This is a genomic window from Pseudomonas triticifolii (assembly GCF_014358015.1).
Lineage (GTDB): Bacteria > Pseudomonadota > Gammaproteobacteria > Pseudomonadales > Pseudomonadaceae > Aquipseudomonas > Aquipseudomonas triticifolii.
On the sequence record NZ_JACONV010000001.1, the window covers coordinates 944,634 to 969,443 of the forward strand.

The window sequence follows — 24,810 nt, forward strand, 5'->3', positions numbered from 1 at the left end:
CATGAGTGAAAGTATTCTCAGTGCCCAAAGCCTCAGCAAAGTAGTCCCCAGCACCGAAGGTGACCTGACTATCCTGCACGAACTCTCCCTGGAACTAAACAAGGGCGACACACTGGCCATCGTAGGCTCCTCGGGTTCGGGGAAATCCACCCTGCTGGGTCTGCTGGCCGGGCTTGACCTGCCCAGCTCGGGTTCGGTCACCCTCTCGGGTCGCAACCTGAGCGAGCTGGATGAAGACCAGCGCGCCAGGGTGCGCGCCGAGCATGTCGGCTTTGTCTTCCAGTCGTTCCAGTTGCTCGACAGCCTCAACGCGCTGGAGAACGTCATGCTGCCCATGGAACTGGAAGGTCGTCGCGATGCACGCGACCAGGCCCGCAACCTGCTGGAGCGTGTCGGCCTCGGCCAGCGCCTGACCCACACCCCACGCCAGCTTTCGGGTGGCGAGCAGCAGCGTGTCGCCATTGCGCGTGCGTTCGCCGCCCACCCGGACGTGCTTTTTGCCGACGAACCCACCGGCAACCTGGACAGCCACACCGGCCAACGCATCAGCGACCTGCTGTTCGAACTGAATCAGGAGCGCAATACAACCCTGGTGCTGGTCACCCACGACGAGCGCCTGGCCCATCGCTGCCGACGCCTGATCCGTCTTGAAGGGGGTCGCCTGGTCGCCCCGCTGGAGCCTTGATGGCACGCCTGCCTTTTGCTCGTCTGCTGAGCCTTGCTGCCCGCCAACTGCTGCGCGATGCCCGCGCTGGCGAATTGCGTGTGCTGTTCTTTGCCTTGCTGGTCGCAGTGGCTGCCAGTACCGCCATCGGCTATTTCGGTGCGCGCCTGAACGGGGCGATGCTGATGCGCGCGACCGAGTTCCTGGGCGCCGACCTGATCCTTGAGGGCTCAAGCCCTGCTCGCCCGGAGCAGGTTCAGGAGGGTGAGCGCCTGCAACTCAAGCATGCGCAGATCGTGATTTTCTCCAGTGTCATCGCAACGGACGATGGCATCCAGCTGTCGAGCATCAAGGCGGTGGATGACGCCTATCCGTTGCGCGGCGAACTGAAAAGCGCCCCTGACCTGTACCAGACCGAAACGCCAGGCAGCGGACCTAAACCAGGCGAAGCCTGGGCCGAAGCGCGACTGTTCCCTGCCGTCAACCTGAAGATCGGCGACAACATCGATGTCGGCTCAAAGACCCTGAAGCTGACCCGCGTGCTGACCTATGAACCGGACCGCGCCGGCAATTTTTACAGCCTCACGCCACGCGTGATGATCAACCTGCAGGACCTGGCCGCCACCGGCGTGGTACAGCCGGGAAGCCGGGTCAGTTATCGGGAAATGTGGAGCGGTCCGGCTGCGACGCTGGCGACCTATCGCAAGACCATCGAGGGGGGTCTGGAGCCGCATCAGGAGATCAAGGACGCGCGCGACGGCAGCCAACAGATTGGCGGCGCATTGGGCAAGGCCGAACGCTATTTGAATATGGCCAGCCTGGTCGCCGTGCTGCTGGCAGGCGTGGCGGTCGCCTTATCGGCTTCGCGCTTCGCAGCACGCCGCTTCGACGCCAGCGCCCTGTTGCGCTGCCTGGGGCTGTCGCGAGGCGAAGCGATGGCGCTGTTCAGCCTGCAACTGGCGATCATCGGCCTGCTGGCCAGTCTGAGCGGCGCGGTCCTGGGCTGGCTCGCGCAACTGGGCCTGTTTGCATTGCTGCAAAACCTGTTGCCGGCTACGGTTCCGCCGGGCGGTCTGCTGCCCGCCCTCGCGGGCATGGGCACGGGCCTGGTCGCCCTGGCCGGCTTCGCATTGCCTCCGCTGGCAGCGCTGGGTCGCGTGCCGCCTCTGCGCGTATTGCGCCGGGACATGCTGCCGATTCCCGCGAGCTCGTGGCTGGTGTACGGCGCAGCGCTGCTGGCATTGGGCCTGATCATGTGGCGTCTGAGCCTTGATCTGGTGCTGACCTTCGCCTTGCTGGGCGGCGGGATTGTTGCTGCGCTGGTGCTGGGCAGTCTGTTGCTGCTGGCGCTCAAGAGCCTGCGCCGCCTGTTGTCCGGCGCACCACTGCCGTGGCGCCTGGGCCTTGGCCAGCTCCTGCGCTACCCGCTGGCCGCCGCAGGGCAATCGCTGGCGTTCGGCCTGATTCTGCTGTCGATGGGCTTGATCGCCTTGCTGCGCGGTGAACTGCTCGACACCTGGCAGAACCAGCTGCCCAAGGATGCGCCTAACTATTTCGTGCTCAACGTGCTGCCTTCGGAGAAAGAGAACTTCGCTCAGGCCATGAGCAAGCTGTCCACTCATTCGGCCCCGCTGTATCCGGTGGTGCCGGGGCGACTGACCAGTATCAACGGCGAGCCGGTCGGCAATTTCGTCACCAAGGACTCTCGCGGCGAGAACGCCACACGACGCGACCTGAGCCTGACCTGGGCGGCCGACATGCCCGAAGGCAACACGCTGACCGCCGGGCAATGGTGGAAAGACCTGCCTGCAACCGGTCAGGCCGATGCCACACCGGGTGTTTCAATCGAAACCAGACTGGCCGAAAGCCTGCAGATCAAGCTGGGGGATCGCCTGAGTTTCATCGTCGGCGGCCTGACCCGCGAGGCGGTCGTCACCAGCCTGCGAGACGTTAACTGGGATACCTTTCAGCCCAACTTCTTCATGATCTTCCAGCCCGGCACACTGGCCGATCTGCCGACCACCTACCTGACCAGTTTCTACCTGCCCAAGGGCCAGGACAGGCAGATCGTCGAGCTGTCGCGAGCGTTCCCGGCCATCAGCATTCTGGGCGTGGAGGCGTTGCTGGAGCAGGTGCGCAGCATTCTCGACCAGGTCACGCTGGCGGTGCAGTTCGTGCTGCTGTTCGTGTTGGCCGCAGGTGTTGCCGTGCTGTTTTCGGGCCTGCAGGCGACGCTGGACGAACGTATCCGTCAGGGCGCACTGTTGCGCGCGCTGGGTGCGGAGCGGGCGCTGCTGATCAAGTCGCGCCGGATCGAATTCGGGCTGCTGGGCGCTGCGAGCGGGCTGTTGGCGGCGCTGGGCTGTGAGCTGGTGAGTTTTGTGCTGTACCGCTATGCGTTCTCGCTGGAATGGAGCCCGCATCCGTGGCTGTTGTTGCTGCCGGTGATCGGCGCGCTGCTGGTGGGTGGTGCCGGTGTGTTTGGCACGCGTCGCGCGCTGAATGCCAGCCCGTTGACGGTGCTGCGGGAGGGTTGATTACCCGTGTGAGCGCAGTAAACACCGTGGGAGGCGGCCAGCCGCTTCCCACGCATCGTATTTTTTCAGACAGACGTGCGTTGCCTGAAGACATCCTCGCTGCATCTGCGAGAACCGGGATGTTGCATGCACTCACTGCTCATAAACAATGCTGTTCACGAACCACAGCTTCTCGCCCTCGGGCGTGTTGACGATGACTTCATCGCCCTCTTCTTTTTTCAGCAGCGCCCGCGCCATGGGTGAGTCGATGGAGATGTAGTCGTTGCGACCGTAAATCTCGTCGTACCCCACGATGCGGAATTTCTTCAAGTCGCCGTCTTCGTTCTCAATCTCGACCCAGGCACCGAAAAACACCCGCCCTTCCTGCTCGGGCGAATACTGCACCACGCGCATGTCTTCCAGGCGCTTGCGCAGGTAGCGCACGCGCCGGTCGATCTCGCGCAGCAGTTTCTTGTTGTACTGGTAATCCGCATTTTCGCTGCGATCCCCAAGCGAAGCCGCCCACGCCACCTTCTGGGTGATGTCCGGGCGATGCTCGCGCCACAGGTAATCGAGCTCTTTCTTGAGGGCATCGTGCCCCTGCCGGGTGATAATTTTTGTACTCAAGACGGTCCTCCGAAAACACAAAAATCAGCGCGACAGGGAGATGACGAACTACCGACGCGTCACCTCGTGGCGGATGCAACCGTCGTAGTAAATCTGCTTCACGCTGTCAGGCTTGAGACGCGAGTCGCTGTCGTAGGTCTGCTCGGTAATGCCCAGCGCCATCGGGCGCATCCACTGTTTGGTGAACTTGCGCGCCTGAAGCTTCTGTCGCGCGCCGTAGCGGGTAACGCCGGACAGCTTGGACGCTTGCGCGCCACCGGCAATGGTCGAGCCCCAGCGACAGAGGTAGCGCTCACTTTCAGTCGCGTTTCGAGCCTGGGCCGATACCGCAATACCCGACAGCGTCAGGCACGCCAGAGCACAATAAACCAATCGCATGCAGACACCACCTAATCCTTTGATAAGGCGGCGATTTTGCCTATCACGCGAAAGGTCGGGGGCCAGCATAATGCCTTCTTGGGCAAGCGCTGGACGAGGGCGATGACCGGAACGACGCCAGCGTCATTCCGGTGTACGACGCAGGAAGGGCAGCGTTATGGGCTGACCTTGCTGTAGCACAGCCTGCCCGGGCGCAACCGCATGCGTACCAGCGATACCAGAAAGCTGAACCCGGCCTGGTTCGGATCAATGACCGGCACATAAGCCCCCAGGGTTTCCTGCAACACCTCGGTGACCCGAGCGGCCACGCCAACGAAACCGGTACAGCCCAGCAGAATCGACTGCGCGCCGTCCTCTCGCACAGCCAGCAACGCCTGCTCGACCGTCTTGGCAACCACTATGTCGACGTTCGCCAATTGATCAACAGGGCAGTCAATGTCCCGGATCGAAGAGAACGATTCGCTCAAGCCATACGTGAGTATGTGGCCGCGCTGCATGGCCAGCGTGCTTTGCAGAATCGTGACGATCGAGAAGCGCTGACTCAAGGCCAGCGCCGTAAACGCAGACGGGGGAAAACCTCCGATGATCGGGATGTCGATGACTTCCCGGGCCGCTTCCACGCCGCACATGTCGAAATCACTCAACCAGATGCCGTCAAAGCCCTCTTTCTCGATCAATGCGGCCTGCTCAACCACATAGCGCCCGTTTTCCAGCAAGTTGCCCCGATTTTCGATGCAGGGCGTGCCGGCAGGCAGGTTACGTATTTCCACCGTGATGTCGGCAGGGAGCACTCCGTTGACCGATTCAAGCAAGCGCTCGTTGTAGGCGTCAGTGTTGACAGGGGCCAGGATGCAGATCCGAAAGGTACTCATTGCGTGACTTCCTTTGACAGGTGTGGCTGCGACGCATCCACGCTGACGTACGGTCCCAGATACCCCATGTCGGCAAGCAGGCTCATGAAGCTGGCGAGAATCTGGCCGTTGGCGACCCGCAACGGCGCCTGCGCCTGCCAGGCCAGTACGGTCACTGTCTGGTTGCTCAATACAGGATTGAGCGAGCCGTCGGCACCTACGGCATCGCCGTTAGAGAACACGCTCTGGCCTGCGCCTGAAACAAAGTAGGCAATACTGTCGGGCGCTGTCGCCAGGGGTGCAGCCCCACGGCTGTCCCAGGCCAGCATCGATTCATTCTGATACACCACCGTGCAGGTCGCCTCTGCCGATTCGATGTGCATTTTGCCGAGATCAAAACCACCTGCCGTGCTGACCTCGACTGCCTTGAACTGCCCGGTGAAGATCGCGTGAGCCAGCAGCCCGAACTCTTGCTTCAGAAACGCCTGCAGCTTTTGCGCGGTATCCAGTTGGCCTGCGCTGATCGCACGGCCAGTGGTGAGCGCACGGGACAGCGTTGCGCGTATGGGCAAGGCGGCGTCGAGCTGCTCCGGCGCCATGACCCACATGGCCAGCCCGCCAAATTCCTTGAACTGCGCGGCGGCAACAATCGGGCGCATCATGTTCTCGACGATACTGGCCACATCTTCCTGATGCTGGGGGCTGCCGTTCTCACCTTCACGCGGGGTAACGTCCAGTTCGACCTGCAGACCTTCCTGACTGACCAGAACCGCCGGGCGCGGGGAAATTCCGGCGGCGGCGTAGGTCAGCATCGGCAGGGAAGGCACAGCCCGACCCGCTCCATCGGCATCGATGACTTTAAGGCCAAGCCGCGCAGCCACCAGGCACGCGACGACAAACCCCAGCGCCCCGCTTTCCGGCGGCACAATGTAGGCGAGCTTGCGCCCTTCTTTCGCCAGGCGGTCTCTCACGTACTCTGTCGCGCCGACCGGTCCCAGAGGATAGGCGGAGCCATTGATGGCCTGGGGCGATCCCATGTAGGCGACCATCACCGTATCGCCCTCTGCGCTGCGGCACGCTTCTTCGACCGAGACCACCTGGACCTTGTCGCTCGGGTAATAGGAACCCTCACGAAAATGCTCCAGCAATCCCTTGGCAGATGAGAGCGTACCGCCACCACCGCTGCCGAAAAAACAGCCCCCTAACGCAAGTGCTGCGAGATCCTGGCCATCCAGTTCGAACGTCATAGCAGTCTCCATCCGTGTATTTCAGTTGTGGTGAATGAGGCTCCGTGCCGGTTGAAGCGCTACCAGAACAGAGTGGGCGTGAGAAAGAGAGGGCGGCGACTGTTGCATCGAAACACCCGTCATTGCGCGCTCCAGCGTATGGAGCGCCTTGTCGTGGCGTGCGCTGTCGGCGAGTAGCGCCGCCAGGTGAGTGGCGGCTGAAATTCGAGCGGGTAGCGAGCCCAGCGCATAGGCCGTGGACAACGCCGTGCGCAGCATGTCTTCGGATTCAGGGTGGTCGAGCGCCTGAAATGACCGGGCCCTGACGACCATCAGGTCACAGAGATAAACCTTTTCCTGATACGTATCGGCGCGATCAATGGCCTGCAGGATCAGTGTGGAAGATTCCAGCGCTCGGCCCGCGTGCAACAGCAGCTCGGCACGTTTCCAGATCTGAAATGAATAAAAAAGATGCCCGCCATGGCGCAGCACGTGATTTTCATAGCCGTCGACAATCATCGCCAGTCCGGCTTCGAGCGCCCCACCCTGCGCCATGTGCCAACCCTGAAAGATCAGGCCCACGCCCTGGTAAAACGTGAAACCATTGTCACGCGATACCAGCACCAGCCTTCGAGCGTAGACTTCGACGGCCTCGGCGTCCTCGAAGAGGCAGGATAGCCAGGCAGCGCCCTGCAGGATAACGGCCTCGCCGAACGCGCAATGATGCTCGTCGCCAAGGGCTTTCAGGCGTTCCAGGGCTGTTCTGGCACGGGAGAAAAAGCCGCTGTGAAACGCCGACAAGCCTTCCAGCGTCAATGCCAGGGCAACAAAGTCCAGCCCCTGCGCGCCCACTTGCCTCCGCGAGGCGCGGTCTGTCAGTCGCGATTGAGCCAGTATCGACAGGCATTCCTGCGTGTCACCCAGCCAGTACAAGGTGTTGGCCAGAGCAATGTGCGCCTCATCCAGCATCTGCGCAGTACCACCGGCATAGCCTCGGCGCAGCATCTCCTGCGCCGTGCTGCGTGCCTGGCGCAGGTCAAGCGCCATCAACTGACTGCTCCAGATACCGAACTGCAACGCCGCCAACTCGGTGGGCTCGCAAAGGTCTGTGCCGATCCTCAGGGCCGCACGGTCACTGGCTCGCGCATCGGGACTCATCCAGCCCTGTAATCCTCGATAGCAAACCCCCAGAAGACGCCAACCCTCCACAAGCTGACGACCGACCGCGGGGGTGTAAGACTGGCTTTCACTTGAATCCAACAGCGGCCGCAGCACGCGAATGGCCGACTGAAACCGGGAATTGGTCGTTGCCATGAATGCCAGGTTCAAAGCCGACTGCAGATCCGGCTCGTACTGCTCGCGCAGTTTGAGCCGCCGCTCAATGACCTGACGATGCACCCCCAGCATCTGCGCCGCAGCACACGTGTCACCACGACTGAGCTTGAGCGCGTGTTCCACCAACAACTGTTCGGCTGCCGCCAGCTTATTCTTGCCGGGCAAACGCATGAGCATGTCGGTGACGTCGCTCGGCGGCACCAGGCGTTTCAGCGAGCGATCTTCACACAGAAAAGGCTTGAGAACGGCCGCACTGACGAGCGGATCGTCGACCACAGCGCCCAGCCGCTCTATCAGCGTGCGCAATTGACGGGCATGCCCAGGCCAACGCTGGCGCATCAACAACGCATTGGCGTCCGACGTGAAGCTCAGGGGGCGAGACTGGAGGCTGGCGAAGTAGCGCGCCAGCACCACGACATCTTCAGGCCTTTTATCCAGACCCGGCAGCTCGATTTCGAACACGGCGAGCCGGCAATAAAGATCCTCTCGGAACAATCCCTGGTTGACCAGCTCTCGAAGAGTGCGATGCGTAGCCGCGACAATCCGGCCCTGAAAACGCTGCTCTTCACTGCTGCCAAATGGACGAAAGCTGCCTGTTTCCAGGACGCGTAACAGCGCAGACTGCAGCGCCAGGGGAAGCTCATCGATTTCGTCGAGAAATAATGTCCCGCTGCCAACTGACTCGAATGGGCCAAGGTCGCTGCTCGTGCCTGGGGTGAAGCCAACCGGATGATGAGCGGACAACTCAGTTTCTACGAGGTTGGCAGACAAGGCGGCACAGTCGAGATCGATAAACGGCTTGCCGACGCCAGGCCCCAGACGATGAAGACGTTGGGCGATAATCTTATGGCCCGCTTGCGATGGCCCGCAGATCAGCACTGGATGTCGGGCGGCTGCGATCCGACCCACCTGGTGAATGACGCTGAGAAACGATGGCGACGCCGCGACAATGCGCGTATCAGGCTGCGAGGGCCCAACGACCAGCTCATGACTACTCACAGCGCCTACTCCCAGGAAAAACCGATAGCGTCCGAGGTGTTGAATCGAGCAATGCGTAAGCGATAAAGACGTTTTCAGCAGCAGGACCGCCTGAATAAATCAGGCACCCGCTGATCCTGACAAGCACTCAAATGACCGATGTGAAAGGGATGGGGAAACCCCAGTCAATTCAGGGCCGACTCGGCGCGCATGATCATCATCCCCAGTGATATCAAAATGCAAGCACTGATACACAATGACCCAGTAAATACTGTGGTGGCGGGTTAACCCAACGTGATCAAACCCTGACGGGCAATGCGTACCAGATCGCCAATTGCCTGCTCGATGTCGGCCGGATCCGGCGACTGAATGACAGCAAGGTCGAAATGATCGTTGGCAAAATGACTGAGTGGCTGACGTGCATCGACAAACTGAATCAGAAAGGCACATGAGCCGCCACGACGACGTGGCCAACCGTCCAGATAGCGCAGCAGCGTAGGCTGGTGGGCACCGGCGAGCAGGATTTTCGGGCTTTTGCGGGTCAGCACGGTGCTGATGGGCGACAAACGAAGAAGGGGGCGCAGGTTGTTCATGGTTTTTTCTCTGCCTCAGAAGCTCCGCTGGGCAGCGGTGAGAGGCAACACCGAACCAACGTTTTAGCGGTATTTCGACAAGACATGAGCCTTGTCAGGCGCCCCGCAAGTAGTTGTTAAATCGGCGCTTGAGCACGCATCCTAGAGAAGCACGCCCTTCGTTGTCAATTACCTTGCCCTACAATCTCGTCCAACGAGAAAGGCCCACACTCTGTGGGCCTTCAGGCAACACGACGCATCGATTATCGAGCGATCAACCGGTCCAGCGACAGCCTGCCTGCGCCTTCGATCAATACCGCCAGAGCGCCGCCCAGCAGCGCGAGCGCATATTCATAGCCATTGTTGGCCATGAAGAAGCCGTTGCCGATGTGCACCGTAAAGATCGCCACCAGCAACAATACCGTCACCAGCGCAGCCGCCGGACGGGCCAGCAGGCCCAGCAACAGACCCAGACCGCCAAAGAACTCGGCACCACCGGACAGCAACGCCATCAGGTAGCCTGGTGTCAGGCCAATGCTTTCCATGTACTGCGCGGTGCCTTCAAGACCGTAACCGCCAAAGGCACCGAACAGTTTCTGGCTGCCGTGAGCGATGAAGGCGATCCCGACGATGACGCGCAGAACGGTCAGGCCGTAACCGGCGCGGGTGGTGAGTACGGATTTGATCAGGCTGTTCATGCGGGTAGGTTCCATCGCTGATTAAGTGGGAGTGGCGCCATCATAATCGAATGGATCAATGTTAAAACCGCAATAAATGGAGCATACCCATCTAATTAATCGATCAACGCCTGATCGTCGGCTTTCCAGCCGCGTCTTTTTCCAGCGCATCGCGTTGACGATCGAAGGCCAGGTAGTACTTGTTGACGCTGTTGACGAAGGTCACCACGTTGGCCCCGCCCTGCTCCATGGCAATACGCTCGGTCTGAAAAAACCACTGGTTGGGGTTCAGGCCGCGCCTTCTGGCTTCGTCGCGCATGCCCTGCACCCGCTCAGGCCCCATATTGTAGGCAGCCATGGTGAATGCCATGCGCTCGCGCTCATTGACCCTGGGGCTGGAAAAATACTTGCGTTTGATCGACGCCATGTAACGCGATCCCGCACGCACATTGTCATCAGCATTCTGAATATTGGAAACCCCGACACTCCTGGCCGCAGATGGTGTGATCTGCAACAGCCCTGTCGCCCCGCCACTGCCCTTGGCTGACGGATCGAGCTTGGATTCCTTGAACGCCAGCGCTGCCAGGTCCAGCCAGTCCATGCCCTGCGCATCGGCATGGCGTTGCAACATCGGACGTAACTGCTCCAGCCGCTGGATATTGCTGCGCACCAGCGGATTATTGACCCGGTACATGTTCTTGTAGGCTTTTTCGAAGGCAATATCCTGGGTGCTGGAAGGCTTATAGTCCTTGAGGAAGTCATCAATGCTGGCGCGCAGCAGGGTTGCCTTGTCGCGCACGAACCAACTGACATCTCCATGGGTTTTCAACGACAGCCCACGGTCCAGGCGCAGCTTCGGCATCACCGCGACCCAGCGTTCGGCAATCGGCTGCTCGACCAGCGTCAACGGGTAGATCCCCGCCTGCACCATTTCAAGCACGTCCTCAACAGCAAGGCTGGGATCGACCCACTCAATCTTCACCGGCGGCAACTTGCGCAGTTCCAGTTGCCGATTGACCTGATGCAACGCTTCGTCAGCGGCGCTGCCGGTGGGCAGGCTCAGCGTACGACCGGACAATTGCTCTACACGGCGCAGCGGACGGTCGCCACGCAGGCCGACCAGCACCAGGGGCACATCGTGAATGATCGGGTTACTGGCCTGGATGCCCCTGTCGTCACTGACATCCAGCAGCTCGCCGGGCGCGATCAGGTCACCTTCGCCACGCTGCAGGGCACCGAGCAATTGATTTTTGGCTTTGGGAATAACCTTGAACGTGACCTTCTGGCCATTGCGCGCATGGCTATTGAGGTAACGTTCGAAGGCTTGCAGGCGGTGGTATTCGACACCGATCTCCTGCCCTTTGACGTCGCCCGAGCTGTTGCGGCTCTGATTGACCAGCACGCGCAGTACCTTGCTGCTGCGAATCGCCGGCAGGTCACGCACCTGTGTCGCGTGCTGCACCGCGACGACAGGCCCGGCAGGCACGACAGGGCGTGCGAGGACTTCAACCGATAATGTCAATGACAGCGGTAACAGACAGATAATGGACACGAGCGCGGATCGGATCATTCATTCCCCAAGGGCATCGCCGGAAACAGGAAAAAGGAACTCTGGAAGTCACGCAGCAGCATCAACATCGAAGGAATACGTCGAGACTTGAAGCTCAACCGGTTGAATAGCCAGCGTTTTCTTGTTTTTACCGAAGCTCTGATATGCTCGGCAGCCTTGCGCTGGAGGTAGCACCATGCAACTCATCGACATTGGCGTCAATCTGACTAACGCCAGCTTCGCTTCGCAGCGACAGGCGGTACTCGACCGTGCCTACGCCGCAGGCGTGGATCAACTGGTCGTCACCGGCACCAGCGTCGAAGGCAGCGAACAGGCTTTGCAGCTCTGCCTGGAACTGGACGAAAGCGCTCAAAGACTGTTCTGCACGGCAGGTATTCACCCTCACTCAGCGAGCGATTGGACCGGCGACACCGAGAAACAGTTGCATGCCCTGCTGAAGGAAAATCGCGTGCGCGCCGTGGGCGAATGCGGACTGGATTTCAAGCGCGACTTTTCACCTCGTGCGCAACAGGAAAAAGTCCTGGAAGCGCATCTGGCCATCGCCGTGGAACGGCAACTGCCCGTGTTCCTGCATGAGCGCGACGCCAACCAGCGTCTGCTGGAGATCCTGCGCGATTACCGTGACCGCCTGCCGGCGGCTGTGGTCCACTGTTTCACCGGCGAACGAGCCGCACTGTTCAGCTATCTGGACCTTGACCTGCACATCGGTATCACGGGCTGGATCTGCGACGAGCGCCGTGGCACCCACCTGCATCCTTTGGTCGGCAACATCCCTCGCGGTCGCCTGATGCTGGAAAGCGATGCGCCTTACCTGCTGCCACGCAGCCTGCGTCCAAAGCCGAAAAATGGCCGCAATGAGCCAGCCTATCTGCCGCACGTGCTGCGTGAGGTGGCGCTGCACCGAGGCGAAACCGAAGAAGACCTGGCGCGCCACAGCACCGCGTGCGCCCGTGCGTTTTTTGACTTGCCTGTGGTTGAGCGGGCACCGGAAGTAAATCCACCGTTTTCTTGATCCGCGTCAACGGTGGCTTTGATGGCCGGAATACAGTGATGGCACCTTGCTGCTATCACTACCGATCATCATAGAAGACCACTCATGGGCTCATGGCTAAGTAATCTGTCACTCAAGTACAAGTTCTGGGCGGTGAACGCCGTGGCGTTCATCACCACCCTGCTGCTGGTGCTATACGCCGTACAGCTGGAGCAGCAATCGCGTCAGGCATCCGCTCAACAGGCCGCACGCCTGATCGAGCAATGGCCCCCCACACAGCCGCTTCCAGCCAGTGCCGCACTGCTCATGCAGGCCCCGTCCTTCACCGACGTACTGACACAGCATTTCGCGCACTACGCGATAGCCGTCTTCGTCCTGATGATCGTGATGCTGGGGGCTTCACAGTTGCTGATCCGCTTCCTGCTCAGTCAGCTCAACACGCTCAAAGACGTGATGCTGCACGTGGAACGCAGCGGAGACCTGTCCGCCCGCGTGCCGAACGGCAGTGAGGACGAAGTCGGGCAGATGGCCAAGGCATTCAACGCGCTGCAGGCCGGGTATCAGCGCGTGGTCGCAACGGTCTCGCAGACCGCCATTAGGCTTGACCAGGGTGCAGCGCACCTGGCCTCGGGGATGACCGAGGTTCGCCACGGCATGCTTGGCCAACAGAGCGAAACCGATCAGGTCGCCACGGCGATCAATGAGATGACCGCGACGGTGCACCACATCGCCCAGCACGCCACGACGACCCGCGACCAGTCACAGACAGCTGACACCCTTGCAGGCAGTGGCAAAGCGGTGGTGGATCGGGTGCAGGTGTCGATTGCCGGCTTGTCCAGCGGCGTGCAACAGACCGCCGAGATGATTCAGCGCATGGCTGCGGACAGCCAGAAGATCAACGGCGTGGTGAATGTGATTCACAGCATCGCCGAACAGACCAACCTGCTGGCGCTCAATGCCGCCATCGAAGCGGCACGCGCCGGTGAAATGGGCCGTGGCTTTGCCGTGGTCGCCGATGAAGTGCGCAACCTTGCCAAACGCGTACAAAGCTCCACCGACGAAATCACCACCATGGTGTCTGCCTTGCAAGCCGGCACGAGCGACGCAGTGCACTTCATGCAGGACAGTTCGTACAAGGCCGATGAATGCGTGCAACAGGCACGCGAAGCCGGAGAGGCCTTGGCGGCCATTGCCGGAGCGGTGGCGCAGATGCGCGAAAGCAATACCCAGATCGCCGTCGCCGCCCAGCAACAGAGCCAGGTGGCCGAAGAAATGAACCGGGCGGTGGTCAGCATTCGTGACGTGACCGAGCGCACGGTCATCCAGACCGTAGACTCGGCCAACACCAGCGGCGAACTTGCCGTACTGGCGGGCGAACTGAACATGGCTATCGGACAACTCAAGCTGTAGGCGACTATCGCGCCGATAGTCAGGCTTGATTCGCGACGGATCGGGGTCAGGCCTATTCTTCAGGCATTGAATGACGCATTGACTGCAATGCACTGAAGAGGACTGCAGTATGGACAAGCGACTTCCCGATCTCCACACATGGCAGTGGCGTGGTTACACCGACAATCACCGGCACCCGATAAATCTGGCGCTGCACCTGATCGCGGCTCCCCTGTTCATCGTGGCCGCACTGCTGATTGTCGACGGGCTGTTTTCACTGAGCGTTGCTTCGATTGCCATTGGCGTGATCGGGCTGGCCGCAGCGCTGGCCTTTCAGCGCCATGGGCACACGCTGGAACAGCAGTAACCTGACCCGTTCAGCGAGCGTGGCGATGCCGTCAAACGTTTGCTGGACGAGCAACGCGTGAACATTCCTGGCTTTGTGCTTAGCCAAACACCGTGACGGTCTGACGGCTGATCGCAATCAACTCACCCTCAGGCGTCCACAACGCCGCAGCCGTGTGCCCGTACCCATCACGCGCGTGTTCGATCACGGCGCGGTAGCTGCACCATTGCAAGGTGTCGAGCACAGGCTGGGGTTGCACGAATTCGATGGTCCAGGTCAGCGAACTGCCGGGTGCGGGCCTGTTCAGGTGCGGCAGTACCGCGGGCGGCCAGGTATCGACCAATGCCAGAATATGCGCCTCGCTCATGGGCTGAGACTGTGAGGTGTCGCGAAACCGGGCGTAACCACCAATGGCAGGCGACGGTGTGTTGCTGAACGGCATGCCGCCCAGCGCCCAACGGATCTCCATGAACCGCAGGTACTCCGGCATCAGGCCGCTGACAAAGGGCAGTTCGGGGCATTCATCGACAGACTTGAGATGAGGTGCCGGTTCTGCCTGGACCGAAATCATCGACTCACGCGGCGCACCGAAGCTGCCCTGCATCAGGGTCATGACCTGACCGTTCTGGACAGCGCGCCCGAGCACCTGGCTCACTGCCTTGCCGTGACGCAGAATCTCGACTTCGAAGGCAATCGGCACACCCGGCTCGGCAGGGCCGACAAAGGTGATCGCCAGCGAACGTACGGGCCGGTCCTGAGGGACCTGCGCCCGCATGGACTCGAAGTTCAGCGCCGCCATCAACCCGCCGAAACAGGCCCGGCCCTGGGACCATTCGGCTGGAATGGTGACACTGCCTGGGTTATCTCGTACGGCGTCGATCAGTTCGGAAAAGGTCATGGGTCTGCCTGCAGGGTTCGATACGAATAGGAAGGATGGTACTCATCCCATCCTCGCGTGGCATGCCACATATCGGCCATTAGTGCGGCCTGAATGACATGTTTGTCGTAGGAATTATCTTTTCCAAAGCAACGCGCTAGAAACAGGCCTTCGCCAGACGCTTGAGCGATGCCTCGGCTTTGCGTTCGGCGCGCACGATTGCGATCTGCCAGCCTGCAATGCACGGTGCCAGATCGGGCTGCTCACCTGCCTGTGCCAGCCATTGCAGATGATCATGCCAGTCGCCCAGTTCGCTTTGCGCCGACTTGAGCCGCGCCTGCATGTTCTTCGGCTGATGGCTCAGTTCCGGGTAGGCCTCGGCAGCGTAGCGCACGCGTTTGATCAGCAGACGCAGGTCATGGCGATCATGACCCGGCTCGGCAATCGCCGTGCGCAGCGTGCGCCACTGTTTGTCCATGCGTTTTTCGATGGTTTTGCGCAGACCGCGCAGCAGGCCTTTACGCTGCTGCATACGCAACAGGGTCGGAAACTGGTCGATCAGGGTCAGCAGCCGGGTCAACTCGCTGGATTTGGCCACACGGGGACAGGCGCTGCTCAGATGATCATGACGCTTGCGGGCTGCCTCGCTCAGGCCTTGCTCATCGAGGAACGCGGCCAGCACCTGCATGTCACGCAATGGCGTGGTCAGTTGGCCGACAGCCTTGGCAGCGTCTTCCAGTTGCGTAGCACCGGAAAACTCGCGCAGAGGGCGCAACACGCTGCGCAGACGGCGCACAGTGGTGCGCAGATCATGCAGCGCTTCGCTGTCGGTCGAGACGGCGAGGCGTGCCTGACAGGCAAGCAGTTTGACGTCCAGCGCCAGCATTTCAGCGACCAGATGATCCACCATTGAAGACATGCAATTCCCCTGTAAGACGTTCTATGAATGATGCTTGCGGGCCGACGACAGCCGCCATGGCAAACCACGGCGCAGCGTTTTGAGACGCGCTCGCAGGCGGCCCACGGAGCCTGGATGTCCGGCATAACGCTGTGCCTGAAACTCGTCGACAAACGCCTTGATGGACTCGGCTTGCAGTGGCAACAACATCACGGCACGCCTGCCAAACGCTTCGGCACCTTCACCAGGCATACGACGCAGACCATGGCGAGACAGGATCCGTTCAAAGGCATTGAACACTCTCAACTGAGAGTCGCTTTCGCGCTGCCAGGGTTTGAACAGCCACAAGGCTACCAACCCCAGAGAAAGCGCGATCCCCGCGACAAACACCGGAGCCTCGAACCCCGAGAACCAACGGCCGAGCACCTGCAATTGCTGTTGCCCCTGATACCCCAGCACCCAGCGCTGCCAGCCGTAATTGAGGTTGTCCCAGCTCAGGCGCAGGTCATTGATCCACGGTATGTGGCGATATCGCAGCGCGGACATCGGCGAGTCCTGCAAAAAATCTTCGTCGGCTGCCAGCGCCTGCTCCAGTCCCTGCTCGATACGCTGAGGGGCGACAGCGGCGGTCGGATCGACACTGCGCCAGCCGACACCCGGCTGCCAGTACTCGACCCACGCGTGGGCGTCGAACTGGCGCACGGTCAGGTACTGGCCATCGGGGTTGAGTTCGCCGCCCTGATACCCGGCCACCACGCGCGCCGGAATGCCCGCCGCTCTGAGCACAAAGGTCATCGCCCCGGCGTAGTGAGCGCAGAAGCCACGGCGGCTGGCAAACAGGAATTCGTCGATGCTGTCATTGCCCAGCAGTTCGGGCTTGAGGGTGTAATGGAACGGCTGGTCAGCGAAGTAACCCAGCATGGCCTGTACCAGGGCATCGGGCCTGGCGTTGCGACGACGAAGCTCGTCGGCCCACTGGCGGGCCTGAGGATTGCCTTTGGCAGGAAGTTGCAGGTCCTGACGCTGAATCTGCTCGCTGAGTTGCGAGTCGCGTACGCTTTGCGGCCAGGACCTGACGCTATACAGCAACGATTGCTCGACCGGTCGCCTGCGCTGCAGGCGGAAGTCACTCATCTGCCTCACCTCGGGCAATGGGGTTTCACCCACATCCAGACTCGGCAGCCAGGGCCGACCGCTGGCCTCCATGACAATGCTGTAGGCCACTGAATCGCCACGCTTGTCCCACTGCGGCACCTGCACGGTCTGGGCACGCGCCGACTGTGACCAGCGACGGCCATCAAATTGCTCCAGGGTCAGGCTGCGCCAGTACAACTGATTGCGTGCCGGCATGGACCCTTCGAAACTGGCGCGAAACACCAGCGCCGGTGAACGGCTCAGCTCGGCCATGTCGCCGGGTGCCATGTTGTCGGAAAGCCCGGTCACCCCCTTGTTACTTGGCTGCGGCAGCGACCAGAGCGGGTCCAGACGCGGAAAGAACACAAACAGCAACAGCATCAGTGGCACGGCCTGCGCCATCAGCTTGAACGCCAGCTTGAGAGTGCCCGCAGGCTTGCTGGCCAGGTCCGATTGCTGCAAGCCGATCAAGGCCGCCAGCAACGCGCCGATCGGCAACAGACTGAACAGCGCCCACAGCAGGCTGTCCTCGAACAGGTAGCCGACCACCACGCAGAAAAAGCCGAGGAAGATCAGTACGCGCGCATCCCGGCGCGTATTCATTTCCAGCATTTTCAGCACAAATGCCGCCACCAGCAGCGCTGCGCCCGCGTCCAGTCCCACCAGGCTGCCTCGCGCCAGATAAACGCCTGCGGCCGTGCCCACCAGCAACCCGGATTTGACCCACGTACCCGGCAGGCGCACACGCATGCGAAATGCCTGCACGCGCCAGATCGTGCAGCCCAGCCACAGGACCATGATTGAAACCGGGACGTGTACTGCAAACGGCACCACGACCAAGGCCTGGGCGAGCAACAGCCAGGTCAGGCTGACGCGGGGAATTGGCTGACTCACCACCGTCTTCGAGGTCATGGACGCTGTCCATACAACGCCAGCGCCCGCAGGCAGGCTTCCCGATGCGCGTCGCCACTGTCAACGCTGGACAGGAACCCAGGCAGGCGTAACGCAAAAGGCTGGTGCCGCTGCGACAGCTCCAGCACCCAGTAGCACAAGCGTGAAAGGCGTTGCTCGATGTCGCCACCCAGTGCCAGAAAATCCAGACACAGCTCGTGCCCGCTCAGGTCGGTGAAGTCCTTGACCAGCAGCCCCTGTCCTCGGGAATAGGCTTTCCAGTGCAACCGGCCACGGTTATCGCCCGGCTGATAGCTGCGTAATCCTTGATAGTCATCGACACCCGCCCCTTGAGTCGCCTGGCCGTCGTCTTCGGCGTGGGGTTGCACACCGGTGAGCAAGGGCATTGTGCCGGACAGCGGACGGGGGTAAATGAGTGCGGTCTGTCCCAGATCCAGCCAGGTCCACGCACGAAAGAGACCCAACGGGAAGACACTCTCAACCCGCAACCGCGGTGCGCGCAACCAGCCACGGCGCTCTGCGGGCAGTGTCAGCTCGACCTCGGTCAGGCCCTGAGCGCTGACATCGCCGTTTTGCAGGCGGTCTGCCGCCCAGCCCAGCCCGAGTGCCTGATGAGCGTGGCCTGCGCTTTCAAGGCGCAGCCGCAGTTGCACCGGCTCACCGACGAACACCGAGCGCGATGGCCCTGCGCTGAGGATCAGCCCGCTGAGGTTGCGATAGGTGTGCAGAATCGCCAGCACCCCCACCGACATCAACAGAAAGGTCAGGCCATACGCCAGGCTGTTCTGATAGTTGATGGCGACCAGCAGCATCAGGATCAACACGACAAAGAAGGTCACGCCCGTGCGCGTCGGCAAAATAAAAATACGCCGGTGATCGAGCACAATGCGCGACGCGGCAGGAATGCGCCTTGCCAGCCAGCGTTGCCAGAGCGGTTTGAGCGGCGCAATCAAAGCACAGGCACCTCACGCAGCAGCCACTGCACCAGCGCACCGCCGCCATGACCGGTCGGATCGGTGCGTTCACGCAGACGATGGCCCACCACTGACGGCAGCACCGACTGCACGTCTTCGGGAATCACATAATCGCGCCCCGCCAGCATGGCCCAGGCCCGCGCCGCTGCCAGGATCGCCAGACTGGCCCGTGGCGACAGCCCATACGCGAACTGCGGCTGGCTGCGGGTCGCATCCGCCAGGCGCAGCACATAGTCGACCAGCGCATCGCTGACCCGCACCTGACGCGCCTGGGCCTGCAACTGACCGAGCTGGTGGTGATCCAGAATCGGTTGCAAGCGTGGCAACAGCTCACGACGCGATTCACCCAGCAGCAGCGCCCTCTCGGCAGCCCTGGCCGGATAGCCCATGGAAATGCGCATCAGGAACCGGTCCAGTTGCGATTCGGGTAACGCAAAGGTGCCACCGGAGCTGAACGGGTTCTGAGTGGCGATCACGAAGAACGGATCAGGCAACAGGCGGGTCGCGCCCTCAATGGACACCTGCCCCTCTTCCATCGCTTCCAGCAGCGCACTCTGGCTTTTTGGGGTGGCGCGATTGATTTCGTCCGCCAGCACCAGTTCGGCGAAGATCGGCCCCGGATGAAAGGTGAATTGCCCGGTATCACGATCGAACACCGAGGTGCCCAGAATATCGCCCGGCAGCAGGTCGGAGGTGAACTGAATGCGCTGATAACTCAGGCCGAGAATTTTCGCCAGCGCATGGCTGAGTGTGGTTTTGCCCATTCCAGGCAGGTCTTCGATCAGCAGATGCCCACCACCGATCAAACAGGTCATCGCCAGACGCACCTGTGCTTCCTTGCCCAGCACCACTTCATTGATGGCGCTCAGGCATGCATCGAGTCTTGTGCCCATTAACGCCTCCCCGGCAACTGCTTACTACCCGTCCAGACACAACAGGGCCCGCCAACTATTCCGACACTTTACGGTTAGCGTAGGACGTTTCGCCAGAGGTAGTAGGGATTTGCTTAAGAGGATGTAAAACAGAGACGGGCAAGCACACTGGACGTGCCTGCCCGTGGCAATCGATCAACGACCGGCGCGCGACTCACGAATGTAGAAACGGGCCTTTTCCGACTTCTCGGTGCAACCTTCGAACGCTTCGAATTGTTGCTGGGTCTTGGCGCCGGTCAACAGCGACAGGGCCTTGGAGTAGCTTACGGTCCCGGCGAAGCCTTCGGCCTTGGCAAGATCGAGCTCATGCCAGGCAGCATCGAGCTGAGTGGCGCAGCTGTCGCGATACCCGGTCTTGCCAGCACAACCTGCAAGAACCACGATGAACAATGGCAGACAGATCCAGGCTTTCATGGGGTGTTACCTCAAGAGTAGAAGTGGAATGTGCGGGTTGGACGGCGAAGCAGGCCGAAAGTGCCGTTGCACAAGGGCGCAAGCGTAACTCTTTTCAATCAATGACGTAGGTTTCATCACGCAACGCCGGAGGTTGCAGGTAAGGTAAGGCGATACTCAGGAGCGCATGGATGAAAAAACGCATTGCACTGGTGCTAGGTTCGGGTGGCGCCCGGGGTTACGCCCATATCGGCGTGATTCAGGAACTGGAACGACGCGGTTATGAGATCGCCTGTATCGCAGGCTGCTCGATGGGTGCCGTGGTGGGGGGAATCTACGCGGCAGGCAAGCTTGATCAGTACCGCGAGTGGATCGAAAGCCTCGATTATCTGGACGTCCTGCGCCTGGTCGACGTGAGTTTCCGGCTGGGCGCGATACGGGGTGAAAAGGTCTTTGGCCAGATTCGCGAGATTGTCGGCGAGATCAACATTGAGGACCTGCGCATTCCTTACACGGCGGTGGCCACCGACCTGACCAATCAGCAGGAAATCTGGTTTCAGGAAGGTTGTCTGCATCAGGCAATGCGCGCCTCGGCGGCGATTCCCAGCCTGTTCACACCCGTCATGCAAGGTGGCCGGATGCTGGTCGATGGCGGACTGCTGAACCCGCTGCCCATCGTGCCGGTGGTGTCGAGCCACTGTGACCTGATCGTGGCGGTCAACCTCAACTCGACGCATCAGCAGCATTATCAGTTGCCGATCATCGAGCGCCCGCCAGCGGTGAAAAAGCGCTTCGACCTGCTGATCAACTCGCTGGGCTCGCGCCTGCCGTTCCGCCGCAAACTGGAAACCACGGACACAGCCTCGATAGCCGCTGAAACCAGCAGCCTCAAACCGGCGGCCGCCCGCGTGCCCAGCCCCTGGCTTGGCGAAGTCAGCGCCGACCCGCAAGGCCAGCAACCGGCGGCTGCGCCACAGGCTGAAGGCGCGCCGAAATCGGCGAGCGGCTCGGTGATCATCGACAACGTCGGACCTGCGTCCTTGCTGGATTTGATCAACCAGAGCTTCGAAGTGATGCAGACGTCACTGGCGCAGTACAAGATCGCGGGCTACCCGCCGGACATCCTGATCAACGTCCCGAAACGGGTGTGCCGTTTCTTCGAATTCTACAAGGCCCCGGAACTCATCGCCCTGGGTCGCGAGATCGCCAGCGATACGCTGGACCGGTACGAGCGTGATCAGCGCTGACCCATCAGCTTGCAGCAATGGGCAATGCACGACATTTTGAGGGCAGATCAGGCTAAAAACCGGTCTCAACCAGTGGGAGCGGACTCGTCCGCGAAGGGGCCGGTGTATTTAGTCAAAGGGTTGCGCCTGCACGACCTGTCTTCGAGCCCTCCTGCGATGATTCGCATCGACTCCATCTGGCTCGCCACAGAGCCGATGGATATGCGCGCAGGCACCGAAACGGCGCTAGCCAGGGTGATTGCGGTGTTCGGTGCGGCGTAGGCGCAGGCGCACTGTGCTTGTCTGTTCGCCAACCGCCGCGCCAATCGCATGAAAGCGCTGGTACATGACGGCTTCCGAATCCCTCAGCACCTGCGCTTTCTCCTTAGCTGACAACGTGAAATCAGGAGAACTCTCACACCGATAACCTGATATTGGATCGCCACCATAAAGGCGCTAAAGTTCAGCTTCAATTAGCCGATGGCGTTTAACGCAGGATACAAATAAATCTGATCTGGAGATCAACGGCGATGAGAAACCTGAAAGTCTCGATGCGCGCGGCACTGAGTTTTATGTTCATCGCTTTGCTTCTCGTCGCACTAGGCGGCATTTCGGTCAGAAAAATGGGAGAAATCCGCGATACCGCCAATGATTTGGAAAAAAACTCAATGGCAAGCATTGTCATTGCAGACCGCATCAATGCGTTGATGTTGCGCTTAAGACTCGACAACCGTCGTTTGTTGTACCAGACCGACCCGGTAGAAATCGCCGCCACAATCAAAGCGATAAACGTCACTCGCGATGAGTTCAAACGCGAGGTTCAGCTCTACGCGCCTTTTGTTGCGAGCGAAAAAGAAGGACTGCTGTTCAAAGCCGTTTCGGATAATGGTGACAAAATGATCGCCGTGCTTGATCAAGTGTTGGTATTGGTCAACCGCAATGCATTAGCCGAAGCGCTGGTCTATACGAACACTAACGGTCCCCTTGCTAACCGCCCTCTTGAAGAAGCCCTTGCCGCGCTCGTCAAACTGAATATTGATGAAGCTGGGAATGCAGGCAAAGCGTCCGAGGCGTCCTATCAAAGCGGTTTGATGTTTATTATTTTTATTATCCTGGCGGCGGCAATTGCAACCATTGTGCTGGCAGTCCTGTTTACCAAAAGCATCGTCGTCCCATTGCGCGAAATGCTGCGGGTCAATGACACGATTGCTAAAGGCGACTTGCGTAGCGTGATCACAATCACGGGCAAGGATGAGTTTTCTGACCTGATGCGCTCTACGCAGATCATGCAAAACAATCTGCGCGACACCATCAAACTGATTGGGGATTCATCAACCCAATTGGCATCCGCTGCTGAAGAAATGAATGCGATAACCGAAGAGTCCAGCCGAGGGTTGCTGCGACAGAACAACGAAATTGATCAGGCGGCCACTGCAGTCAACGAAATGACCGCTGCTGTTGATGAAGTAGCGCGTAATGCCGCATCAGCGTCAGATGCTGCACAGGCATCAGATCAATCCACGCGTACCGGATCTGACCGCGTGACCAGGACCGTCAGCGCAATCGAAAAACTCAGCAAGACAGTACAGAACACCAGTGTCGACGTAGAGCATCTCGCGTCCCAATCCAAGGACATCAGCAAGGTGCTGGAAGTGATCCGGACTATTGCTGAGCAAACCAATCTATTGGCATTGAACGCAGCAATCGAAGCGGCGCGGGCCGGTGAGCAAGGACGTGGGTTTGCGGTAGTTGCCGATGAGGTCAGGGCGCTGGCGCATCGAACCCAAACCTCCACTCAGGAAATTGAGCAAATGATTGGAGGCATTCTCAAGGGAACCGAGCAAGCCACAAAAGCCATGAGCGAAAGTTGCGAGCAGGCCGAAGGCACTCTGAGTATCGCTCATGAAGCAGGCGTTGCCTTGACGTTGATCGCCAAGGCAATCAATGAAATCACCGAAATGAACCTGATGATCGCCACCGCATCGGAGCAGCAGGCAGAGGTCGCGCGCTCGGTCGACGGCAACCTGATGAGTATTCGCGATCTATCCATCCAAAGCGCGACAGGAGCTAACCAGACCGCTGCGGCGAGCTCCGAGCTGTCCCGTCTTGCAGTGGACATGAGTAAACTGGTTGCAAGGTTCTCGCTTTAAGGAATATGACCCGAAGATCCACTGCCAAAGCCAAGGTATAGGTGCTGGCGCTGATTGAAATCAGCGCCCACCCTGCATACTGCAAGCAATGGGAGCGCAACAGTCCGCGAAGAGTCCGGTGTATTCAGTCAAAGGGTTGCGCCTGAACGTCAGTCTTCGTGGACACGTCCACGCCTAAAGACTGAAAACCGGTTTCAGCCAGTGGGAGCGGACTCGTCCGCGAAGGGGCCGGTGTATTCAGTCAAAGGGTTGCGCCTGAACGTCAGTCTTCGTGGACACGTCCACGCCTACAGGCTGAAAACCGGCTTCAACCAGTGGGAGCGGACTCGTCCGCGAAGGGTCCGGTGTATTCAGTCGAAGGGTTGCGTCTGGAAGTCAGTCTTCGTGGACGCGTCCACGCCTGCAGATTTAGCACCGGTTTCAGCCAGTCGCTCGTCCGACCGGGCCACGATAGTGCTCAGTCCCTGCCCAGCAACCGATACCCCACGCCCGCTTCAGTCAGGATGAACCTCGGCGCAGTGGGATCGTCGCCCAGTTTCTGGCGCAGGTGCCCGACAACGATGCGCAGGTAGTGGCTGTCTTCGGTGTGGGTCGGGCCCCAGATGTCCTTGAGCAGTTGCTGCTGGGTGATGACGCGTCCGGGATGACGCGCCAGTTGCGCCAGCACCGCATATTCCTTGCGGGTCAGGCTGACTTCGTTGCCGTCCAGCAGCACGCGACGGTAGGCCAGGTCCACGGTCAGCGGGCCGAAGATCAGCGCAGATTCAGGCTTTTCGCTGCCTGCCACCTGGCGCAGCAACGACCTGATTCTGGCCAGAAACTCCTGAATCCCGAATGGCTTGGTCACGTAATCATTCGCGCCTGCATCCAGCGCCTGAACCTTCTGCGCTTCACTGGCGCGCACCGACAGCACCAGCACCGGCACTGCCGACCATTCACGAAACTCGCTCAGCACCTGCTGGCCGTCCATGTCCGGCAAGCCCAGGTCGAGCACCACCAGGTCCGGTTTGTTCAACGCCGCCTGGGTCAGTCCATCCGTGCCGGTGGCCGCCTCCAGCACCTTGTAGCCTTGAGACACGAGGCTGATGCGCAAAAACTTGCGAATCTGCGGCTCGTCGTCGATCACCAGAATGGTTGCCGTCTGACTCATGAGTGCACTGCCGTCGCGATGCGGGGATGGAGCACAAGCATAAC

General features: G+C 60.4%; 22 protein-coding genes and 1 pseudogene. 8 read left to right on the plus strand and 15 right to left on the minus strand.

Translation table 11 applies throughout. From position 1 onward, the window contains the following. The first annotated feature begins 1 nt into the window (after position 1). Complete coding sequence (locus tag H8S56_RS04115; protein ID WP_024687875.1) at positions 2-685, plus strand: ABC transporter ATP-binding protein; 684 nt, start codon at positions 2-4, stop codon at positions 683-685. Beyond that, positions 685-3,201, plus strand: a complete 2,517-nt coding sequence (locus H8S56_RS04120; RefSeq protein WP_187517934.1) for an ABC transporter permease — start codon at positions 685-687, stop codon at positions 3,199-3,201. The genes H8S56_RS04115 and H8S56_RS04120 overlap by 1 nt, the downstream gene beginning before the upstream one ends. A gap of 132 nt (positions 3,202-3,333) precedes the next feature. Here the strand turns inward: H8S56_RS04120 and greB are convergent, their stop codons facing one another. From greB to H8S56_RS04160, 8 genes are all read right to left on the minus strand, one after another. After that, the gene (gene greB / locus H8S56_RS04125) at positions 3,334-3,807 is read right to left on the minus strand and encodes a transcription elongation factor GreB (protein WP_024687873.1); all 474 of its coding nucleotides are present in this window, start codon (positions 3,805-3,807) and stop codon (positions 3,334-3,336) included. Between the two features lie 48 nt (positions 3,808-3,855). Beyond that, the gene (locus tag H8S56_RS04130; protein ID WP_024687872.1) at positions 3,856-4,185 is read right to left on the minus strand and encodes a hypothetical protein; all 330 of its coding nucleotides are present in this window, start codon (positions 4,183-4,185) and stop codon (positions 3,856-3,858) included. Between the two features lie 155 nt (positions 4,186-4,340). Further along, complete coding sequence (locus H8S56_RS04135) at positions 4,341-5,057, minus strand: aspartate/glutamate racemase family protein (RefSeq protein WP_187517935.1); 717 nt, start codon at positions 5,055-5,057, stop codon at positions 4,341-4,343. Then, positions 5,054-6,283, minus strand: coding sequence for a DUF917 domain-containing protein (locus H8S56_RS04140; RefSeq protein ID WP_187517936.1), 1,230 nt, complete (start codon positions 6,281-6,283; stop codon positions 5,054-5,056). The genes H8S56_RS04135 and H8S56_RS04140 overlap by 4 nt, the downstream gene beginning before the upstream one ends. A gap of 21 nt (positions 6,284-6,304) precedes the next feature. Then, complete coding sequence (locus H8S56_RS04145; protein WP_187517937.1) at positions 6,305-8,596, minus strand: sigma 54-interacting transcriptional regulator; 2,292 nt, start codon at positions 8,594-8,596, stop codon at positions 6,305-6,307. Between the two features lie 263 nt (positions 8,597-8,859). Continuing rightward, positions 8,860-9,168: a hypothetical protein gene (locus H8S56_RS04150; RefSeq protein WP_024687868.1), complete on the minus strand. Its 309-nt coding sequence runs from the start codon at positions 9,166-9,168 to the stop codon at positions 8,860-8,862. Between the two features lie 242 nt (positions 9,169-9,410). Then, on the minus strand, positions 9,411-9,845 hold the full coding sequence (locus tag H8S56_RS04155) for a DoxX family protein (protein ID WP_187517938.1): 435 nt from the start codon (positions 9,843-9,845) through the stop codon (positions 9,411-9,413). A gap of 103 nt (positions 9,846-9,948) precedes the next feature. Continuing rightward, positions 9,949-11,394 (minus strand): MltF family protein, encoded by a 1,446-nt coding sequence (locus tag H8S56_RS04160; protein WP_024687866.1) that lies wholly within the window; start codon positions 11,392-11,394, stop codon positions 9,949-9,951. 175 nt (positions 11,395-11,569) lie between these two features. Here H8S56_RS04160 and H8S56_RS04165 point away from each other — a divergent pair, with 175 nt between their 5' ends. From H8S56_RS04165 to H8S56_RS04175, 3 genes and pseudogenes are all read left to right on the plus strand, one after another. Continuing rightward, the gene (locus tag H8S56_RS04165) at positions 11,570-12,406 is read left to right on the plus strand and encodes a TatD family hydrolase (protein ID WP_187517939.1); all 837 of its coding nucleotides are present in this window, start codon (positions 11,570-11,572) and stop codon (positions 12,404-12,406) included. 84 nt (positions 12,407-12,490) lie between these two features. Beyond that, the gene (locus H8S56_RS04170; RefSeq protein ID WP_187517940.1) at positions 12,491-13,795 is read left to right on the plus strand and encodes a methyl-accepting chemotaxis protein; all 1,305 of its coding nucleotides are present in this window, start codon (positions 12,491-12,493) and stop codon (positions 13,793-13,795) included. 109 nt (positions 13,796-13,904) lie between these two features. After that, a pseudogene (locus H8S56_RS04175) lies at positions 13,905-14,237 on the plus strand (terminase). On the opposite strand, the gene H8S56_RS04180 reads toward H8S56_RS04175, so the two are convergent. The 6 genes from H8S56_RS04180 to H8S56_RS04205 form a co-directional block, all read right to left on the minus strand. Continuing rightward, entirely contained in the window at positions 14,221-15,018 is a 798-nt protein-coding gene (locus H8S56_RS04180) for an acyl-CoA thioesterase (protein WP_024687862.1), read from the minus strand. The pseudogene H8S56_RS04175 and the gene H8S56_RS04180 overlap by 17 nt on opposite strands. A 136-nt stretch (positions 15,019-15,154) precedes the next feature. Further along, positions 15,155-15,907 carry a CHAD domain-containing protein gene (locus tag H8S56_RS04185; RefSeq protein WP_032610719.1) on the minus strand — a complete coding sequence of 251 codons (753 nt, stop codon included), beginning with the start codon at positions 15,905-15,907 and terminating at the stop codon, positions 15,155-15,157. A 30-nt stretch (positions 15,908-15,937) separates the two neighbouring features. Further along, a complete protein-coding gene (locus tag H8S56_RS04190) occupies positions 15,938-17,941 on the minus strand; it encodes a transglutaminase TgpA family protein (protein WP_187517941.1) in 2,004 nt (667 codons plus the stop codon). After that, entirely contained in the window at positions 17,938-18,894 is a 957-nt protein-coding gene (locus H8S56_RS04195; protein ID WP_187517942.1) for a DUF58 domain-containing protein, read from the minus strand. The genes H8S56_RS04190 and H8S56_RS04195 overlap by 4 nt, the downstream gene beginning before the upstream one ends. Beyond that, entirely contained in the window at positions 18,891-19,808 is a 918-nt protein-coding gene (locus tag H8S56_RS04200; protein ID WP_024687858.1) for an AAA family ATPase, read from the minus strand. The genes H8S56_RS04195 and H8S56_RS04200 overlap by 4 nt, the downstream gene beginning before the upstream one ends. Before the next feature lie 174 nt (positions 19,809-19,982). After that, positions 19,983-20,261, minus strand: a complete 279-nt coding sequence (locus tag H8S56_RS04205; protein ID WP_024687857.1) for a hypothetical protein — start codon at positions 20,259-20,261, stop codon at positions 19,983-19,985. Positions 20,262-20,431: 170 nt separating this feature from the next. Between H8S56_RS04205 and H8S56_RS04210 the strand changes: the two genes are divergently transcribed. From H8S56_RS04210 to H8S56_RS04220, 3 genes are all read left to right on the plus strand, one after another. After that, positions 20,432-21,487 (plus strand): patatin-like phospholipase family protein, encoded by a 1,056-nt coding sequence (locus H8S56_RS04210; protein WP_024687856.1) that lies wholly within the window; start codon positions 20,432-20,434, stop codon positions 21,485-21,487. 102 nt (positions 21,488-21,589) lie between these two features. Next, a complete protein-coding gene (locus H8S56_RS04215) occupies positions 21,590-21,748 on the plus strand; it encodes a hypothetical protein (RefSeq protein ID WP_187518014.1) in 159 nt (52 codons plus the stop codon). Between the two features lie 248 nt (positions 21,749-21,996). After that, positions 21,997-23,616 carry a methyl-accepting chemotaxis protein gene (locus H8S56_RS04220; RefSeq protein WP_187517943.1) on the plus strand — a complete coding sequence of 540 codons (1,620 nt, stop codon included), beginning with the start codon at positions 21,997-21,999 and terminating at the stop codon, positions 23,614-23,616. A 457-nt stretch (positions 23,617-24,073) separates the two neighbouring features. Here the strand turns inward: H8S56_RS04220 and H8S56_RS04225 are convergent, their stop codons facing one another. Then, complete coding sequence (locus tag H8S56_RS04225; protein ID WP_187517944.1) at positions 24,074-24,766, minus strand: response regulator; 693 nt, start codon at positions 24,764-24,766, stop codon at positions 24,074-24,076. Positions 24,767-24,810 lie beyond the last annotated feature (44 nt).